Origin of the sequence: Mucilaginibacter sp. SG564 (assembly GCF_013149275.1) — a bacterium.
Taxonomy (GTDB): Bacteria; Bacteroidota; Bacteroidia; order Sphingobacteriales; family Sphingobacteriaceae; genus Mucilaginibacter.
Genome location: NZ_JABGNA010000012.1, coordinates 54,233 through 71,909, shown reverse-complemented (window position 1 = coordinate 71,909; position 17,677 = coordinate 54,233). Strand labels below are relative to the sequence as shown.

Below are 17,677 nucleotides of genomic sequence, written 5' to 3'. Positions count from 1 at the left end.
CAGAATAAGCGGACAGGCTATGAAAGAGTTGGAATTAAGATATAACAAGAATAAGGTAAGAGCAGGCCTCAATTGCATGGTGGCAGTCTTGATTCTTGGTTCTTGTTTCCAGGCTCTACCGGTAAGCGCTCAAAAGTCTGTTCCGGCTAAACAGCTATCGCAGGCTGATAGTATGATGGTTAAGCAACTGTTTTTCTCGGCTATTCGCGAAAAAACCATCGAGAACTCCAAACGTGCCGGCGAAATGTTTGAACGCATATTGCAGGCCGATCCGGGAAATGACGCCTCGATGTTTGAGCTGGCTAACTTGAAACGACAGCAAAATGATTATGCGGGGGCAAGGCCTTTATTAGAGAAGGCGGTTGCAATTAATCCGGATAATGAATGGTATTGGGTAGCCCTCGCTGACGGTTATGAAAAAACCAACGCCATCGATAAGCTCGAAAATGTATTTAATCAGCTCATCAGGATCAATCCGGATAAACCCGATTATTATTTTGATAAAGCTAACGCATATCTCATTTTAAAAAGATACGATGATGCCCTTAAGGTGTATGATCAGCTGGAAAAACTCAATGGCCCCAGTGATGATATTTTAGCAAGCAGGCAAAAAATTTATTTAAAACAAGGCAAGATCGATCAGGCGGCCGCCGAGTTGGAGAGGGCGATTGCAGATAATCCGGGTCAGATGCGTTATTACCTGCTGCTGGCCGAGATCTATAACTCAAACGGATTAAATGATAAGGCCCTTAAAGTTTTGCTCCAGGCCGAAAAGCAAGATAATAATAACGGAATGGTGCATTTGGCCCTGGCTGATGTTTACCGCGACAAAAAAAATAATGATGCCTGTTTTAACGAACTGACACTGGCGTTTGCGAACCCAGATGTAAGTATCGATCAGAAAATAAATATCATTAGCGGATATTTCCCCAAATTTCCTGAACCCAATGCTAAAGCCAGCGCACTTGAACTCAGCCGGCTTTTAACGGTAGCGCATCCTGCCGATGCCAAGGCCTATGCTATTTATGGGGATATGTTGTTACAAAGCACCAAATTAAAAGAAGCCAAATCCGCGTATAAGAAATCGATCCAACTGAATGAACAGGTATATGTTGTTCATGAACAGCTGGTACGGGTTGAATTGAGTGAAAATGATATAGATGCCACTATCAAAGATGGCGAAAACGCTCTTTCGTTATTCCCGAACCAGGGTTGGATGAATTATATGGTGGGTGTAGCCTGGGCGCAGAAGAAAGAATTTAAAAAAGCGCTTAATTATGCCACCAACGCAACTTCATTAGAAATTCAGGATAAGGATTTACTTTCGCTGAGCTTTTCGTTATTGGGCGATTGCTATCATAGTCTTAAAGATAACAAAAGCTCGGACGAGGCTTATGATAAAGCCTTAAGCTATAATCCGGATAATGCGTACACATTAAACAATTATGCCTACTATTTATCGTTAAGAAGTGAGCAACTGGATAAAGCAGCGCAAATGTCGGCTCGGTCCAATGAGCTTCAGCCCAATACCGCATCGTTTGAAGATACATATGCCTGGGTGCTTTTTAAGCAAAAGAAATATGCCGATGCAAAGGTGTGGATGTTGAAGGCGCTTGCGCATGATAAAACGAATAGTGCCGCCCAATATGAGCATTATGGCGATATTTTGTTTTACCTTGGTAATGTGGATGAGGCCGTAGAAAACTGGAAAAAAGCTAAAAGTAACGGTGGTCAATCGCCGCTATTAGACCGTAAAATAAATGAGAAAAAATATAGCGAGTAAATTATTAATAGCATGTTGCCTGCTGATTATGGTGAGCTGTAAGGCCCGTAAACAGGTTTTGGTAGCCCGCAAAGCCGATTCATCGGCAAAGCCTGTTGATAATAAGTTAAGCAGCCAGCTAAGTGCCATAAGAGCTAAACAGGTAAACTTTAACACCTTTTCTGGTAAAGCCAAAACCAAGCTCAATATTAATGGTAATAGTAATGATGTTACCCTTAACATTCGCATTGAGCGCGATAAAAGAATATGGGTTTCCATTACCGCCATTTTAGGTGTTGAAGCAGCCAGGGCTTTGATCACGCCTGATAGTATACTGCTCATCAATCGTTTACAGGGAGTGTATCTGCGCAAACCTTTTAGTTACGTATATAAATATGCCAGCAGCCAGGTTAATTATAAAACGCTGGAGTCATTGTTGATAGGTAATGCCGTACCTGAACTGCTCAATGAAAAAGCCGACCTGACCAATGCTGATGGAAACACTACGCTGAGCGGTAGCTTGCAGGACCTGTTATATAAGCTGGTTTTAGGTGCCGATTTAAAAGTTACCCAAACAAATTTGTCTAATCAAAGCGAAGGACAGTCATTGCAGGTTGTTAATAATAGCTTTATCCAGGCAACTAATAGGGTAATGCCATCACAAATAGATATCGCATCGGTAGTAAAAGATAAAAAAATACAGGTTAATTTGCATTATACAAAGGCCGACTTTGACGTACAGCAGGAATATCCATTCAATATTCCTGACAATTACGAGCCGGCCAAATAATTAATTATGTTTGTTTGATGAAATTTTTAAAAGCAGTATTTTTTATAATAGCGGTATTTATAGTAATTGATGTGCATGCGCAAAGCAGCCAGGATTTAAAACGCCGACGTGATAAACTGTCTGATGAACTGGAACAACTGAATAAAGATTACCAGGAAACCTCAAAAAATAAAAAAGCTACTTTAAAGCAGTTGAGTTTATTAAAAGCGCAAATAAGCCTGAGGGAAGAGAAAATAAATATCATCAACTCGGAGGTAAGAAATTTAGATAATCAAATCTCTGAGAGCAATAATACCGTACATAGCTTACAAAACCAGCTCGACCAGCTAAAAAAGGAATATGCAGCCATGGTGCTTTTTGCCTATCGCAATCAAAGTGCCTACAATAAGCTTATGTTTATTTTCGCTTCGCGAGATTTTAACCAGGCCTATAAACGATTAAAATATTTACAACAGTTTGGAACCTACCGCGAGCGTCAGGCGGGTTACATACAGGGAACCCAGAAAGAGCTGCATGTAAAAATAAATGAGCTGGATAAGAATAAGCAGGAGAAAAGTAACCTGCTGGCCGATCAGCAAAAAGAAAAAGAAACGCTTGGTAAAGAAAAAAATAACCAGGTAAAAGTAGTGAGCGACCTGTCGCAGCACGAAGGGCAGTTGAAACAGCAACAACGGGAGGTTCAGGCAAAAATAGCCAAAACCAACAGGGAAATTGCTGCAACTATCCGCAGGGAAATTGAAGAAGCCCGGCGCAAGGCCGAGGCTGAAGCCAGAGAGGCCGCCAGAATAGCGGCGGCTAAAGCGAAGGCCGAAAACAAGCCAGCTCCTGTAACCCCGGCTAAACCAGTGACAAGGAGCGAGTCGAGTGTGCTGAACGCGACACCTGAGGCAGCTAAATTGTCAAATGACTTTTTAGGTAACCGCGGTCGTTTACCATGGCCTGTTGCCAATGGGGTAATAACCCAGGGTTTTGGCATGTACACCACGCCGGAGGGTATTAAGAGCGAGAGTACTGGTATTGATATCAGAACCAACCCGGGAAGTTCGGTAAGGGCGGTATTTGATGGTACCGTGGTAAGGGTTGTTGACGTAAGCGGAACCTATTTGGTGATGATAGTACACGGGGAATATTTTACAGTGTATGCCAATTTACGGTCGGTTAGTGTGGCCAGGGGGCAAAAAGTGAGTACCAAGCAAACATTAGGAACGGTGGCAACAGATTCGTCGACCGGGGAAACGGAGGTTCACTTTGAGGTTTATAAAGTGAAGGATCCAACCAATCCTAAAACGTGGCTTGCACCTAACTAATTAGTTATGAACTTTATGAAAATTTAATTGTATATATTTGTAACCTTAATTTAAATGCTATGCTAAGTTCAGTTTTTTTATTTTTAAATATTGGTACGAGCGAAATGGTACTGATACTTTTTGCAGCATTAATGCTTTTTGGAGGTGATAAGCTACCTGAGCTGGCACGCGGTTTAGGCAAAGGCATCCGTGATTTTAAAGATGCATCTGAGGATGTAAAACGCGAGATCAATAACCAGATCAACAACTACGAAGACAAGAAAACCGAAACCAAGGTGCAAGATACGCCCGCCGTTGAAGAAAATACTACAGAACACACAACCGCAGAGGTTGTTGAGGAGACAACACATCCTATACATGGTTCTGTACCCAATACAATCCCTATCTCGGATACTTACGTACATACACATGAAGAGGAGCCGGCAGCGGAAACGCACAACATCGATCTGACTAAGAAAACAACAACAGATCCTGTTAAAACAGAACACGAATAACACAAGTCATAATAATATTTACATAACATAAAACTTAAAAATCATGGGTGGATTAGGCGCACCAGAAATCATTCTGATCATCATTGCAATACTTTTATTGTTTGGCGGTAAAAAAATACCTGAACTAATGAGAGGTTTAGGAAAAGGCGTTAAAGAATTTAAAGACGCACAAAACGGCGAAAGCAATACAAGCACTACCGAAGAGAAACCAAAAGCTTAGTATTTAGGTATCAAGTAGCGAGTATCAAAATTTGAAGGCTTTAATGTAGCTGTCTTGATACTTGATGCTGGCTACTTGATACTTTAGTTTATTGCATATGAACTTATCTGTTGAATTATTTCGTATTTCAACAGATAAGTTTTTTATTTTAGCCCCATGGCTAAATTTTATTCCTCTTTAAGTGAAATAAGGAGTGGGCTGCAACGTGCGGAAATTACCGTTGAAGGACTGGTAAAAAACTATCTTGATCAAATTAAAAAAAATGCTCATTTGAATGCCTTCAACGAGGTGTTTGAAGAAGAAGCATTGATCAATGCAAAAAACATTGACGACCGTATAAAAAACGGCACTGCCGGCAAACTGGCCGGAATGGTTATCGCCATAAAAGATAACATCTGCTATAAGGGGCACCAGGTAAGTGCCTCATCCAAAATATTAAAAGATTTCACCTCCATTTATTCATCAACGATTGTTGAACGTTTACTGGCCGAAGACGTGATTATTATTGGCCGCTGCAATTGCGATGAGTTTGCCATGGGCGGAGCTAATGAAACCTCTTATTTCGGTCCGGTAAAAAATATGGCCGACGAGACCAGGGTTTCGGGTGGTTCATCAGGGGGCTCGGCGGTTGCCGTACAGGCCAATATGTGCCATGCGGCTATCGGTACAGACACCGGCGGCTCTGTAAGGCAACCAGCTTCATTTTGTGGTGTTATCGGTTTAAAACCTACTTATGGCCGTATTTCCAGGCATGGTATCATCGCTTTCGCTTCGTCATTTGACCAGGTTGGCCCAATTACCAGGTCGGTAGAGGATGCTGCTCTGTTATTGGAGGTTATGGCCGGTCCTGATGATTACGATAGTACACTGGCTCAACAAGAAGTACCCGCGTTTTCTGAACATATCGAAAAAACAGGCAAAAAGAAGATCGCCTATTTGCAGGAAGCTATCTCCAGTCCCGGTGTTGATAACGAGGTAAAGGATGTACTGGTAAAATATATTGATAAACTGCGTGCAGAAGGGCATACGGTAACACCTATCGCTTTTGAGCAACTGGATTATCTGGTACCGGCCTACTATATTTTAGCCATGGCCGAAGCTTCATCAAATCTGGCCAGGTACGATGGGGTGCATTATGGTTATCGCAGTCCTGCAGCTGATGATCTGCAATCAACCTATAAACGTTCCCGGTCTGAAGGTTTTGGTAAAGAAGTAAAACGTCGCATTATGCTGGGCACGTTTGTATTGAGCGCCGGATATTATGACGCCTATTATGCCAAAGCCCAGAAAGTGCGCCGACTGATCAGGGAAAAAACCGACGAGATCCTCAAGGAGTATGATTTTATACTGGTACCCACAGCTCCGGAACCTGCGTTTGCTATAGGTAAAGAAGAAAAAGATCCGGTAGTAACGTATCTTTCGGATATTTTTACCGTACAGGCATCCTTAGCTGGTGTACCCGCTATTTCGCTGCCTGTTGGCAATAATAGCAAAGGTTTGCCGTTAGGTTTACAATTACTTGCTAAGCATTTTAACGAACAGGAACTGTTGAATTTTTCAAAATATTTCCTTGAACTTTAAAAAATTTAATAATTTAGTAAGATATCCCTCGTTGATTATAGTCTTTGGTTAAATTAAATCCCTAAAGAATGAAGAAACTATTTACGCTTACTATCTGCTTTTTACTACTGCAAATTGTTTACGCAAACGCTTCTTCAAGATCAACATTTCAATGGCCAAATATCGCACAGGATACCATCCTTCGGAAAGCCGTTGCCCAGCCTGCGGGCCCGGCACCATTAAGGGGTATTTATGAACGCCGTTTAGATTCCATCAGCAAAGACATCCCGCTGGAATATAATGAGTACGTACAGAGCTATATCGATCTGTACATGCAAAACCGCGATGAGATGGGGCAGGTGATCGGTCTTTCCAAATATTATTTTCCTATCTACGAAAAAGCATTCCACGATGCTGGTATACCCGAAGAGATAAAATTCCTGTCGATAGTTGAATCAAAGCTTGATCCTAACGCGGTATCAAGAGTAGGGGCAACCGGGCCATGGCAGTTTATGTTTACCACAGCCAAATTATATGGTTTAAATATGGATAGCTATGTTGACGAACGTCGCGACCCAATACAAGCCACTTATGCCGCCGCAGCTTATTTAAAAGACGCCTACCAGGAATTTGGCGATTGGCTTTTGGCTATCGCATCATACAATTGCGGCAAAAGCAATGTAGAGCGCGCGGTTGAAAAAGCAGGTGCCAATGATTTTTGGAGCGCCCGTCAATATCTGCCTGCCGAAACCCGTGGTTATGTGCCTGCTTTTATAGCGGTAAATTATATAATGCATTATTTTAATAAACATAACATTGTTCCACAAGGCTGTAACTTTTCGTTGAAGACTGATACGGTTATGGTTAAAAAATATGTGGCCCTGAGCAGCATATCGCAAGCCCTTAAGGTAAACATCAATGAGTTGGCTATATTAAACCCGGCTTACAGAAGATTAATAGTTAACGGTTCACCAAAGTTGCCGCGAAGATTGATATTGCCGCAGGTAGCAAAGGAAAACTATGCCGTTTTATATAATGTATTGAATGGCGGTGATGCAGCAGCTCCGGAACCAAAAGTGAGCTATGCTTCTTATACCGAAAATAAGCCTGAACGTAAAATGCCATCCCGCCACCGGGTTCGAAAAGGCGAAACTTTGGCCTCCATTGCCGATAAATTTGGAGTTGAAGTGCAGGATCTGAAAGTTTGGAACCATCTGAAAAGTAATCGTGCCCCTGTTGGTGTGAGCATCAAAGTAAGTAACGGAGATGATGACTCGACCAGCGCGGCAGTAAGTCCTCACACCAAAAGAGTTTTATAATTGCAGGGACTTAGACACGGAAAGCTATACCGATAAGTGAAATTGACAGTGAAAAAATATTAAATACCTGAATATGAGGGGCCCGGTTTTGATGCATTTCAAAGCCGGGCTTTTTTATTCGGGTTACCATAAAAAGAATTGTAATTTTGAGCGCTTGAATTTTGAGAAAATGAACAAGAACAACCGTAAACAGGACGCCTTAAACTACCACTCACAAGGTCGTCCAGGGAAAATACAGGTAGTACCTACCAAACCAACCAATTCACAACGCGACCTTACCATGGCGTATTCGCCGGGTGTTGCAGAGCCTTGTCTTCGCATAGCAGAAAATGTAGAGGATGTATATAAATATACAGCCAAAGGTAACCTGGTGGCGGTTATCAGTAACGGTACTGCGGTATTGGGCCTGGGTAATATTGGCCCGGAGGCCAGCAAACCAGTAATGGAAGGGAAGGGACTGTTGTTCAAGATCTATGCTGATATTGATGTGTTTGACCTTGAGGTAAATGCTAAAAGTGTAGATGAGTTTGTAACTATTGTAAAAGCGCTTGAACCTACCTTTGGTGGCGTTAACCTGGAAGATATATCGGCTCCAACCTGTTTCGAGATCGAGCGCAGGTTGAAAGCCGAAATGAATATCCCGGTAATGCACGACGATCAGCATGGCACAGCCATTATATCCGGTGCGGCTTTAATGAATGCCTGCGAAATACAAGGTAAAAAGCTCGACAAGATAAAAATGGTAGTTAACGGTGCAGGTGCCGCCGCGGTATCGTGTACCAAGATGTACCTTTCGCTGGGCGTAAAAAAGGAAAATCTGGTGATGTTTGACATCAATGGTTTGTTAACACCGGAGCGTACTGATCTGGATGATATCAGGCTGGAGTTTGCCACCACGCGTACAGATATCAAAACATTGGCCGATGCCATGAAAAATGCCGACGTTTTTGTTGGCCTTTCTGCGCCAAACGTGGTTGACGCGGATATGTTGAAATCAATGGCCAAAAAGCCAATCGTATTTGCAATGGCCAACCCGGTGCCCGAAGTTGATTATGATCTGGCGGTACAAACCCGCGATGATATCATCATGGCCACTGGTCGTTCTGATTATCCTAACCAGGTAAATAACGTATTGGGTTTCCCCTATATTTTCAGGGGCGCGCTTGATGTGCGGGCAACTGCCATTAACGAGGCCATGAAAATAGCCGCCACACACGCTATTGCCGAAATGGCTAAAAAGCCGGTTCCGGAAGCTGTAAACCTGGCCTATAATACTACCAATCTTAAATTCGGACGGGATTATATCATCCCTAAACCGATGGATCAAAGACTTATTGTGGAAGTATCGGCCGCCGTTGCTAAGGCAGCCATGGAATCTGGAGTCGCCCGTAAAGCGATAACAGATTGGGAAGCTTATTATGAAGAATTGCGATCAAGATTAGGCACCAATGATAAATTGCTGCGTAACCTCACCAATAAAGCCAAGCAAAACCCAAAGCGTGTAGTTTTTGCCGAGGCTGATAATTACAAAATACTAAGATCGGCTCAGATAGTAAAAGAGGAAGGCATAGCCACCCCGATATTACTGGGTAACGAAGATAAGATCAGGCGTATCATGCGCGAGAATGACCTTGACCTGGATGATGTTCAGATCATCGATCCTCGTGTGAAATGTGAAAACATGGAAGAGTATGCCGAGTTTCTGTATAAAAAACGCCAGCGCAGAGGAGTAACCTTATTTGAAGCCCGCAAAATGCTGAGCGACCGTAACTATTACGGTGCCTGCATGGTGCAGTTTGGCAGAGCCGATGCCCTTATCTCGGGTTTAACCAAAAATTATGTTCCAACCATTAAACCGGCTCTGCAAATTATCGGTACCGAAGAAGGAGTGAACCGTGTGGCAGGTATGTACATGATGATCACTCAAAAAGGGCCTGTATTTTTTGGCGATACCACCGTTAACGAAAACCCATCTGTACAAGAGCTGGTAGATATTACCGTGTTGATCGAAAAATCTGTTAAACAATTTAACATCAGTCCGCGGGTAGCTGTATTATCGTACTCTAACTTTGGCTCAAATGACGGTCCCATTCCCGAAAAAACAAGAGAAACCGTGAAATTGCTGCACAAGCAATATCCGGATATGGTAGTTGATGGTGATATGCAGGCCAACTTTGCCCTCAACTCCGATTTGTTGGCAGATAACTTCCCATTTTCAACCCTAAACGGAAAACCAGCTAATACTTTGATATTCCCTAATCTGGAATCGGGTAACATTGCTTACAAGTTATTGCAGGAAATTGGTGGTGCCGAGGCTGTAGGACCTATATTATTGGGATTGAAAAAACCGGTGCACGTGTTGCAACTGGGTAGTTCGGTTCGTGAAATTGTAAATATGATCACCATAGCGGTTGTTGATGCCCAGGAAAAGGCCGAAGCCAGCAAACCAAAAGGTATTTTAAATAAACTTAAAGGAAGTAAATAATAGTATCAAGTAGCTAGTATCAAGATTTTTTGCAAGGTTTATTTATAAAGCTAATTTAGCTGTCTTGATACTAGCTACTTGATACTAAAAAACAAATAATATTATGTACGATTATATTAGTGGTAAACTGGTATTCAAAAGTCCTTCGCACGTTGTTATAGACGCCGGCGGTATTGGCTATCACATTAATATATCGTTAAATACATATTCAAAGGTCGGAGAAGTAGAAAATTGTAAACTATTTATCTGGCAGTACGTAAAAGAGGATGCGCTCACATTATATGGTTTTGCAGATGACGGTGAGCGTCGCTTGTTCTTACACCTGGTATCCATATCCGGCATAGGGCCAAATACGGGGCGTATGATGTTATCATCAATTACCCCTGCCGAAATACAGGCAGCTATTGTTAGCGGCAATGTTGCTTTAATACAACGTATCAAAGGCATAGGTCCCAAATCGGCACAACGCATTATATTGGAGCTGCAGGATAAGTTGCGAAAAGAAGGACCTGACACTTTAACTGTTGTGCCTGTGAGCAAGACAGTTAAAGACGAGGCGCTTTCTGCACTTGTTATGCTGGGCTTTGCGCGTAATGCTGCCGAAAAGGTATTGGATCAGGAGATCAATAAAAATAATGGAGATTTAACTGTTGAACAGCTTATAAAGTTTGCATTAAAAACTCTATAATTACGTACAAATTCTAACTTGACCTTTGATAAAAATATTTACTTATAATATTATTATAAGTGTGTTGTTTATTTTGGCATTTAGTGGGGTGGGGAGTGTGTATGCACAACAACGCGTTACGAGTGCTAAAAGAGATACGGCACTCGCGGGCACTCCCGTTAACCTAACCGAACCTAGAAACCTCAGGCTCAGGGATGGTATTTTTGATCCCGATCCTCCCAATCTCATCCGAACAGTTGAATACGACCCTGCAACAAACCGATATATATTATATGAAAGAGTTGGTAACTTATTATATCGCCCGCCGCAGTATTTAACATTTGCCCAATATTTAAAGTTAAAAAGCCGATCCAATCAACGTATATATTATCAGCAGCTTGCCGATAATTATGCCTATGCTTCGCAACAGCCTGGTTTTATACCATCAATAAAAGTGCGCAGCCGTACTTTTGAACAGATTTTTGGTGGTCAAACTATCGATATCAGGCCACAGGGATCGGCAGAAATGATCCTGGCTGGCCAATTAAATCAAAACCAGAACCCGCTGTTTACCACCAGGCAGCGCAACCAGTTTAATTTTAATTTCGATCAGAAGATACAGCTGAACGTAACCGGAAATATTGGTGATAAGTTAAAAATAACTACCAATTATAATACTGACGCGCAGTTTCAGTTTGATAACCAGATAAAGCTGGATTACACCGGATCGCCAGACGAGATTATTCAGAAAGTGGAGGCAGGTACGGTAAGTATGCCTTTGAATACCACGCTTATTACGGGCAGCCAGGCTTTGTTTGGTATTAAAACCAAACTGAAATTTGGGCGCCTGGATGTAACGAGTATTTTGTCGCAACAGCGATCGCAATCCAAAACTATTACCATAACAAACGGGTCGCAGCAAGGGGAGTTCCGGGTTACACCTGCCGATTATGAAGCCAATAAACACTTCTTTTTATCACAGTATTTTCGTGATAATTATGATAAAGCGCTGTCGCGGATACCTATTATCAGTTCCAATGTCAATATTACCAAAATTGAGGTTTGGACAACCAATCGTACCAACGTAACCACCGATTCAAGGGATATATTGGCCTTCCTTGATCTGGGCGAAAATAACCCTTATAATAAAACACGGATACAAGGTGGCGGAAGCGTTTATCCGGCGGGGTTTAAAGGTCCGGGTTTTGCACAACAATCAAACTCTCTGCTTAACAATTTACCGGCAGATGTGCGCCAAACTAACTCGAACACCATAGCCAATTATTTTCAAAGTAGTGGAGCCACGGATAACTATTCCAAGCTTACTTACGCCCGTAAGCTTACCGATAAGGAGTATACCCTGCACCCTCAACTGGGATATATATCGCTCAATTACCCTTTAAATAATGATGAGGTACTGGCGGTTGCTTATCAGTATACGGTTAATGGACAGCAATACCAGGTGGGTGAGTTTAGCAGTGATGTGGCCGTTGATCCCAACACACCAAAAGTGTTATTTGTAAAGTTATTGAAAGGCGAATTGCTGAAAACCAATTTACCTACCTGGAAATTGATGATGAAGAACATTTATTCATTAGGCGCTTTTCAGGTTAGCCCCACCGATTTTAAACTTACGGTAACCCGGCTTGATGACAAATCAGGTATCGAAAAAACGGTGATGGAGGAAGGCCAGAACACTAAAGGAAAGCTCTGGCTGCAGATAACAGACCTCGATAATCTCAACCAGCAAAATAATACGCAGCCTGATGGCTATTTCGACTTTTTGGAGGGGATCACCATCGATTCGCAAAACGGCCGCATCATGTTCCCAGTGCTGGAACCCTTTGGCTCTGATCTGAATAAAAAGTTTTTGCCGGGGGAATCTGATCTGGCTAAACGATATGTATACCAGCCCCTGTATGATTCCACCAAAACCATAGCACAGCAATATTTTCCTAATTTAAACCGATATGTGATCAAGGGTACCTATACCTCTACGGGGGGCTCCGAGTATCAGCTCAACGCGGTGAATATTCCACAGGGATCGGTCAACGTTACTGCCGGTTCTTTAAAACTGCAAGAGGGTAATGATTACACGGTTGATTATAATTCCGGCCGTATCCGGATATTGAATCAGGCGCTGTTATCGTCGGGGCAACCGATCACGGTTAAACTGGAAAATAACGAACTGTTTGGCGTACAGCAAAAATCATTGTATGGATCGAGGTTTGATTATCACGTTAATGATAAACTGAACCTGGGAGGTACCATTATGCACCTTACCGAGCAACCGCTGAACCAGAATGAAGTTGCCGGGCAAGAGTCGATCTCCAATACTATATGGGGTTTTGATGCTAACTATAGTTCGGAATCACGATTGCTAACACGGCTGGTTGATAAGATCCCCTTTATCCATACCAAGGTACCGTCGTCTATCAATTTCTCGGGTGAGTTTGCGCAATTACTACCCGGCAGTCCCGGCGCCCTGAATTTTGCCGGCTCAAAAAACGGTACTTCCTACCTGGACGATTTTGAAAATAGCCAATCGGTAATTGACGTAAAAAGTGCCAACACCTGGCAAATATCAGGCACGCCGCAACTTTTTGATGAATCGAAATTATCAAACGATTTAAGCTACGGCTATAACCGGGCCAGGCTTGCATTTTATAACATCGATCCTATATTTTATACCAATACGGGTAGTATTCCGATATCAAAGTCGGAGCTTTCAAACCATTACGTAAGGCAGATCATTGAGCAAGAGGTGTTCCCGTACAAACAACCGGCTACCGGGCAACAATTAGCTATTTCTACACTTAACCTGGCTTTTTACCCAACCGTACGCGGGCCTTATAACTATACTACAACTGGCATTAATAGTGACGGTACGCTGCAAAATCCAAAATCGCGCTGGGGAGGTATGTTCCGGAAAATGGAAACCAATGATTTTGAATCATTAAACGTATCATACATTGAGTTTTGGGTGATGGACCCCTTTGTATACAAACCAAACTCGGCAGGTGGCGACCTGTATTTTAACCTGGGCAGCTTATCTGAAGATATATTAAAAGACGGACGTAAAAGTTTAGAGAATGCCTTACCTGTAAACGGCGATTTGTCGCAGGTTGATGAAACGAACTGGGGGCGTGTAACCAAACTGCAACCGGTAATAAACGCTTTTGATAACAATCCTGATTCGCGCAGGCTGCAGGACGTGGGTTTAGATGGTTTGAGCGATGCCGATGAAAAAAGGAAATTTGCACCCGTTGTACAGCAGTTGACAGGCCGGTTAAGTGCGCAGGCAGCCAATAATTTTTCTGCCGACCCATCTTCTGATGATTATCAATACTACCAGGGGCGTGATCTTGACCAGTCCAGGGCGGGTATTTTGGATCGCTATAGTAAATACAACGGTACCGACGGCAACTCCAAAACTGCCGAACAATCACAGGCCGAACTCGGGATCCAGAACTCAGCTTCCACCTCACTGCCCGATGGTGAAGATATTAACCGCGATAATAATATGAGTATTGAAGATTCCTACTTTCAATACAAAGTATCCATCCGCCCCGGGGATATGGTAGTTGGCCAAAATTATATTAACGATAAACTTACCGCATCGGTAAAACTGGCCAATGGCAGTACACAAATGGTTAACTGGTACCAGTTCAGGATCCCAATAACCGATTATCAGGCCGCTGTGGGTAATATTCAGGATTTTAAAGCCATCCGTTTTATGCGGATGTTCATGACCAACTTTGCCGATACCGCCGTATTACGTTTTGCTACCTTGCAGCTGGTTCGCGGGGAATGGCGTTCTTTTAATACCGAAAGAAACCCACTCAATGTGATTGCTGACCCGGCTATTCCGAACCCTCCAATTGATAATTCTACGCTTGATGTACAGGCGGTGAGTATCGAACAAAACGGTAACCGTACGCCCATCCCGTATGTAGTACCGCCGGGGATTAATCGCCAGCGTAATTATAATAACCTGCAAACAGATACTAAACTTAATGAGCAATCACTTTCGTTAAGTGTTAAAAGTTTGCGCGATGGTTATTCGCGGGCTGCCTTTAAAACCTTTTTTAATGATCTGCGATCGTATAAGCGAATCCAAATGTTTGTGCATGCCGAAGGTGATCGGCTGAAGGACAATGACTTAAATGCTTTTATCCGTTTAGGGGTTGATTACCAGGATAACTATTATGAATACCAGGTACCTTTAAAGGTTACAACACCTGGTACCCGAGATCCGGACGCGATATGGCCCTCTGTCAACGCTATCGACCTTGAACTGGATTTGTTAACGCGAGCTAAATTGAAGCGTAATCATTCCAACGTGCCCTACAACCAGGTGTTTAAATACGTGGAAGGTAATCAAACCGTTTATATCAAAGGTCAGCCGGATCTGAGCAAGCTGCGTACCATTATGCTGGGGGTACGTAATCCTTACAAAGGCGCGCAACCATCAAATATTGACGATGGTCTGGATAAAACCGGTACCGTTTGGTTTGACGAACTAAGGTTAACCGATTTTGACCAACGTGGTGGCTGGGCCGCGACGGCCCGGTTTGACGCCAAGCTGGCCGATTTTGCCGATATCACTATCGCCGGCACTAAAACTACTATTGGCTTTGGTACGCTTGATTCCCGTTTGAACGACAGGAGCCGTAGTGATGATCAAACATATGACGTATCGGCCAATTTAGAACTTGGAAAATTCTTCCCAGATAAGAGCGGTATCCACATCCCAACCTATGTCAATGTGTCCAAACAAACCAGCATGCCACAATATGATCCGGGCGCACCCGATGTGGAGCTCAAAGCATCATTAGCTGCTGCAACCTCCAGTCGTGAACGCGACTCGATACGCAACGCTGCTGTTGATTATACCCTCCGAAGAAGTTTCAATTTTACCAACGTACATAAGGCAAGGACAGATCCTAATGCCCCCAGCCATTTATGGGATGTAGAAAACCTGAATGCCTCATACGCTTATACGGAATATACTCACCATGATTTTGTAACTCAAAATGATCTGGAAAAAACATACAATCTTACACTGGCCTATAATTATACAAATCAACCCAAATACTATAGTCCGTTTGCCAAAATCATTAAGAGTAACCTCCTGGCACTTTTCCGGGATATTAATTTCAGCCTTTTGCCATCCCGGTTAAACCTGAGTATCAATTTTGATCGTTTTTATTCCGAAAATACCTTGCGGGATAATGACCCAAATAATTTTATCCCTGTACCTACAACCACTTTCAATAAATACTTTAATATTACCCGGGTTTACGGTATCGGCTGGAATCTTTCCAAATCATTGCAGATGGATATCGACGCGACCAATCTTTCGGTAGTTGATGAGCCTGCAGGTCGTATTAATGGCCTAAAACGGGATACCCTTTGGGATAACCTGAAAAAACTGGGCCGAACCACCAACTATAACCACACCATTAACTTTAACTATAACGTACCATTCACCAAAATACCGGGGATGGACTGGGTAGCTATGGTGGCCAGATACAGCGCGCATTTTAACTGGCAAACACAGCCTCTATTTGCAATCAATGATCCTACGTATGATGTGGGTAATAGTATACAAAACTCCAGGGCCATACAGTTAAACCCTACATTAAATATGGTGTCGCTGTATAATAAGTTCCCGTTCATACGCAAAGCCAATAACCCTAATAATACCAAAACAGGCATTGATAAAGTTTTGATAGGATTGTTAACCAGCGTTAAAAACCTTAGCGCTACTTATACCCGCACCCAGGGTATATTTTTACCGGGATATTTACCACAGTCGGGCTTTTTTGGATCCGACGCCGGAGCACCCGGTTTAGGATTTTTACTGGGTAGCCAGGCCGATATCCGGGCCAAGGCTGTAGCCAACGGTTGGATCACGAGGGATACACTGCAAAACCAACTGTATGTAACCACCATGAATGAGGATATGCACTTCAGGGGTATCATTGAACCGTTTAAGGATCTGCGAATTGAACTTATCGCGTTTAAAACACAGGATCATAACTACCAGGCTAATTTTAAATACCTCCCATCAACCAATAGTATTGAAACTTTAAGCCCGGTAACCACCGGCAATTACAGCATATCATTTTTAACCATTGCTACGGCGTTCAAAAAAACAACCGGAGTAAATAATTCATCGCCTATTTATCAAAAGCTTTTGGATAGCCGCTCAACTATTTCCCAAAAACTGGGGGCAACAAACCCCAATTCTTCGGGTAGTACAGATGGCTATGCCGATGGTTATGGGCCAAACTCACAAAATGTACTGGTGCCGGCTTTCCTGGCGGCTTATACGGGTAAAAATCCTGCTAAAAGCAATCTTTCCCAGTTTCCGTCTATCCCGATACCTAACTGGCAGATCACTTATAACGGGTTGAGCAAGATTCCGTTTTTCCAGGATATTTTTGACTCGTTTGATCTGACACATGGCTACCGGTCGTCCTATAACGTAAGCGGTTTTACCTCTCTATTGCAATACCAGGAGGCTAATGGCGCCGTTAATTCACGGGATCTGAACAACGATTTTTTACCCCAATACCAGTTTTCGCAGGTAACTATTTTTGAGCAGTTTGTACCCTTGCTGGGCGCCAGTATCAGGTTCAAGAACAGCATGACCACCAATGTAGAGTACAGGCAAAGCCGGTCATTAAGTTTGAGCTTGCTAAACAGTCAGCTGGCGCAACAAAACGAGCGTATTATTGTGTTTGGTTTTGGGTATCATACCAAAAATTTCCATTTTCCGTTTGGCTGGTTTAGTGGACCGGGTAAGGATAATGATGTAAATTTCAAACTCGATTTCTCCCTGCGGGATAATAAAACCCTGATATACCGGGCGGATGTGGAAGCCGCCGAAATATCATCGGGTGCGCAAAATATTACTGTACGCCCATCCATTGATTATGTGATCAACCAGCGGTTTAATTTGAATCTGTTTTATGATTCAAATATTACCAGGCCATACACTTCGCAAACATTTAATACCGCGTATACCAATTTCGGTATCAACCTTAAATTGTTGCTGCAATAAG

10 protein-coding genes are annotated in these 17,677 nt (G+C 42.8%); all 10 read left to right on the top strand.

Annotation, left to right across the window (positions count from 1 at the left end; translation table 11 throughout):
• The first annotated feature begins 19 nt into the window (after positions 1 to 19).
• Positions 20 to 1,783, top strand: coding sequence for a tetratricopeptide repeat protein (locus FHW89_RS23475; protein ID WP_172337496.1), 1,764 nt, complete (start codon positions 20 to 22; stop codon positions 1,781 to 1,783).
• A complete protein-coding gene (locus FHW89_RS23470) occupies positions 1,761 to 2,552 on the top strand; it encodes a DUF4292 domain-containing protein (RefSeq protein WP_172337495.1) in 792 nt (263 codons plus the stop codon). The genes FHW89_RS23475 and FHW89_RS23470 overlap by 23 nt, the downstream gene beginning before the upstream one ends.
• A 17-nt stretch (positions 2,553 to 2,569) precedes the next feature.
• Complete coding sequence (locus FHW89_RS23465; protein WP_172337494.1) at positions 2,570 to 3,859, top strand: murein hydrolase activator EnvC; 1,290 nt, start codon at positions 2,570 to 2,572, stop codon at positions 3,857 to 3,859.
• Between the two features lie 59 nt (positions 3,860 to 3,918).
• Positions 3,919 to 4,353: a twin-arginine translocase TatA/TatE family subunit gene (locus tag FHW89_RS23460; RefSeq protein WP_172337493.1), complete on the top strand. Its 435-nt coding sequence runs from the start codon at positions 3,919 to 3,921 to the stop codon at positions 4,351 to 4,353.
• Positions 4,354 to 4,396: 43 nt separating this feature from the next.
• Positions 4,397 to 4,573, top strand: coding sequence for a twin-arginine translocase TatA/TatE family subunit (locus tag FHW89_RS23455; protein WP_172337492.1), 177 nt, complete (start codon positions 4,397 to 4,399; stop codon positions 4,571 to 4,573).
• A 156-nt stretch (positions 4,574 to 4,729) separates the two neighbouring features.
• On the top strand, positions 4,730 to 6,154 hold the full coding sequence (gene gatA / locus FHW89_RS23450) for an Asp-tRNA(Asn)/Glu-tRNA(Gln) amidotransferase subunit GatA (RefSeq protein WP_172337491.1): 1,425 nt from the start codon (positions 4,730 to 4,732) through the stop codon (positions 6,152 to 6,154).
• A gap of 68 nt (positions 6,155 to 6,222) precedes the next feature.
• Entirely contained in the window at positions 6,223 to 7,452 is a 1,230-nt protein-coding gene (locus tag FHW89_RS23445; protein ID WP_172337490.1) for a lytic transglycosylase domain-containing protein, read from the top strand.
• 169 nt (positions 7,453 to 7,621) lie between these two features.
• Positions 7,622 to 9,937, top strand: coding sequence for an NADP-dependent malic enzyme (locus FHW89_RS23440; protein ID WP_172337489.1), 2,316 nt, complete (start codon positions 7,622 to 7,624; stop codon positions 9,935 to 9,937).
• Positions 9,938 to 10,040: 103 nt separating this feature from the next.
• Complete coding sequence (gene ruvA, locus FHW89_RS23435; protein WP_172337488.1) at positions 10,041 to 10,625, top strand: Holliday junction branch migration protein RuvA; 585 nt, start codon at positions 10,041 to 10,043, stop codon at positions 10,623 to 10,625.
• A gap of 25 nt (positions 10,626 to 10,650) precedes the next feature.
• Entirely contained in the window at positions 10,651 to 17,676 is a 7,026-nt protein-coding gene (sprA, locus tag FHW89_RS23430; RefSeq protein ID WP_172337487.1) for a cell surface protein SprA, read from the top strand.
• Position 17,677: the final 1 nt, after the last annotated feature.